Genomic DNA, 2,345 nt, shown 5'->3' with positions numbered 1-2,345 from the left:
CCCCCTACCGACGCTCGAGAGGTCTTCGTCCTGCATTGGCTGCGCGTCGGCGCACCGATCAGCACCAGCATCGTGGGCCGTGCGGTGCAGCGCGCGGTGGACAACGCCGGCATCGATGCGCCAGTGTGTGGCGGCAACTTGTTGCGACACTCGCTGGCCACTGAACTGCTCGACCGTGGGGCCAACTTACGTGAGATCGCCGACGTGCTCGGCCACGCGTCACTGGCCACCACACGGATCTATGCAGCCGTTGATGTCGCGGCTCTGCGCGAGATCGCGCTTCCGTGGCCTCATGCAGGGGCGCGGTCATGACGGGCACGGTGGCACCGCGGGTGGAAGAGTTCATCGCGCTTCGTCGTGGCCTGGGTTACCGCTCGCCCAGTCAGGAGCGTGCACTGCGGGCGTTCGGCCGGTACCTGGATCAGAAGGGTCACAAGGGTCCGATCCCGCTCGAGTTGAGCCTGGATTGGGCGGCATCGACTCTCTCATCCGATCCCCGCAACCCGGCTCGCCGATTGACGACGGTTCGCGGTTTTCTGCGCCACCTGGCCGCCGCGGACGGCGCCACCGAGGTCCCGGCGCCTGGGTTGCTCGGTTCAGCCGGCCACCGGAAACCACCACACGTCTACTCCGACGAGGAGATCAGCGACCTGCTGCGCGCCACTGCCGGGTTGGCCCCGGCCGGCGGGTTACGGCCACACTGCTACGCGACGCTGTTCGGGCTGCTCGCCTGCACCGGGCTGCGGATCAGCGAAGCACTGGCTTTGAGGTGCGACGACGTCGATCTGGCCACCGCCATGCTCACGGTCCGGGCCGGCAAACGCGGCCGGGCCCGGCTGGTACCGATGCACCCCAGCGCGTTGCCGCCGATGGGCGATTACACGGCCGAACGAGAACAGCGCCACGGGCCACCGTGCGCCACCGACGCGTTCTTCCGTACCGACCGCAGCGACCGAGTCAGCTACAAGGCTGCCCACCACACGTTCAGCGTGTTGCGCCGAGAACTGGGCTGGAGCGCGACGGGGCGCACCCGGAGCCCACGGCTGCATGACCTGCGGCATCGGATGGTGGTACGGCGTATTCAGTCCTGGCACGCCGACAACGTTGACGTCGACGCAAAAATCGCAGTGCTGGCGACCTACCTCGGACACGTCGAGGTCCGTGACGTCTACTGGTATCTCACATCCGTCCCGGAACTGATGAACATCGTGGCCACTCGCTTCGGAAGTTTCGCGCACTCCCCACTCGGTGGTGTGTCATGAGGGCCCCGCAGATCGGATTCGCCCAGTTGGTGCAAGATTTTTTCTTGCGGCGCCTGATCGATCAACGCGGTGTCAGCGCACGTACTGTGGAAAGCTACCGCGACGCGTTTGAACTGTTGTTCGGCTTCATCGAGCGGCGTACCGGCAAACCAGCCGCCGCCCTTGAGTTGGCCGACCTGGACGCCCCAGTCGTCTTGGATTTCCTCGATCACCTTGAAACCGCACGCGGCAACAGTCCACGAACCCGCAACGCGCGCCTCGCCGCGATTCACTCCTTCATGCGCTATGCCGCCCTACGTGACCCGGCATCGCTGCCGATCACCAGCCGAGTGCTGGCCATCGGCACCAAACGGTTCGATCGGCCCGTGCTGGGCTATCTCTCCCGCGAGCAGATGACCGCGATCCTCGCAGCCCCAGATCGCAGCACCTGGAGCGGGAGCCGAGACGCGGTTCTGCTCGCCGTCACCTACAACACCGGTGCCCGCGTCTCCGAGATCACCGCACTCCAAGTATGCGACGTGCTCACCGACCGACAGTCGGCAGTGCATCTGCACGGCAAGGGCCGCAAGGAACGGGTCCTCCCACTCTGGAAGAACACCGCCTCCGAACTGCGCGGCTGGCTGGGCAAGATTGATGCCGCACCCGAGACGCCGGTGTTCCCCAACCGGGCCGGGAAACCGATGTCACGCTCGGGCGTACGAGACCGGCTCGATCGCGCCGTCACCGCTGCCGAAAACAAGTGCCCGTCGCTGCGCGGCCAGCGCATCTCACCGCACACGCTGCGCCACACCACGGCCATGCACTTGCTGCAGTCGGGAGCCGACCTGGCGACCATCGCCCTGTGGCTCGGCCACTCCAGCCCAGCTGTCACCCACCAGTATCTCGAAGCCGACCTCGCGGCCAAGGAAGCCGTGCTGCAACGACTGGACGATCCCAGCCCCGCATCAACGCGCTTCAAACCTGGAGACCAGCTCCTCGACTTCCTCCAAGACCTCTGATTATGCGCAGCCGCAGGGGTCGGAATAGCCGTTCTGCCCGCACGTCCCCAGCCGGGCTGCACATAACCACGGACTGAGCCGAATA

The 2,345-nt window shown here is 66.1% G+C and carries 3 protein-coding genes; all 3 read left to right on the top strand.

Features of this window, described 5'->3' with window-relative positions; all coding sequences use genetic code 11:
* Positions 1-312: tyrosine-type recombinase/integrase (locus G6023_RS10170; protein ID WP_182635339.1), on the top strand; the 312-nt coding region annotated here is incomplete at its 5' end.
* Positions 309-1,262, top strand: a complete 954-nt coding sequence (locus G6023_RS10165) for a tyrosine-type recombinase/integrase (RefSeq protein WP_132064255.1) — start codon at positions 309-311, stop codon at positions 1,260-1,262. The genes G6023_RS10170 and G6023_RS10165, both read left to right, overlap by 4 nt.
* Positions 1,259-2,260 (top strand): site-specific integrase, encoded by a 1,002-nt coding sequence (locus G6023_RS10160; RefSeq protein ID WP_132064254.1) that lies wholly within the window; start codon positions 1,259-1,261, stop codon positions 2,258-2,260. Before G6023_RS10165 ends, G6023_RS10160 begins: the two co-directional genes overlap by 4 nt.
* Positions 2,261-2,345 lie beyond the last annotated feature (85 nt).

The organism is Dietzia sp. DQ11-71 (genome assembly GCF_014144995.1).
Taxonomy (GTDB): domain Bacteria; phylum Actinomycetota; class Actinomycetes; order Mycobacteriales; family Mycobacteriaceae; genus Dietzia; species Dietzia kunjamensis.
This window is presented reverse-complemented; position numbering and strand designations above follow the sequence as displayed.

Bases quoted from the DNA above. Each gene is read 5' to 3' on its own strand.
- G6023_RS10165 (WP_132064255.1), top strand. From the start codon at position 309: ATGACGGGCACGGTGGCACCGCGGGTGGAAGAGTTCATCGCGCTTCGT.
- G6023_RS10160 (WP_132064254.1), top strand. From the start codon at position 1,259: ATGAGGGCCCCGCAGATCGGATTCGCCCAGTTGGTGCAAGATTTTTTC.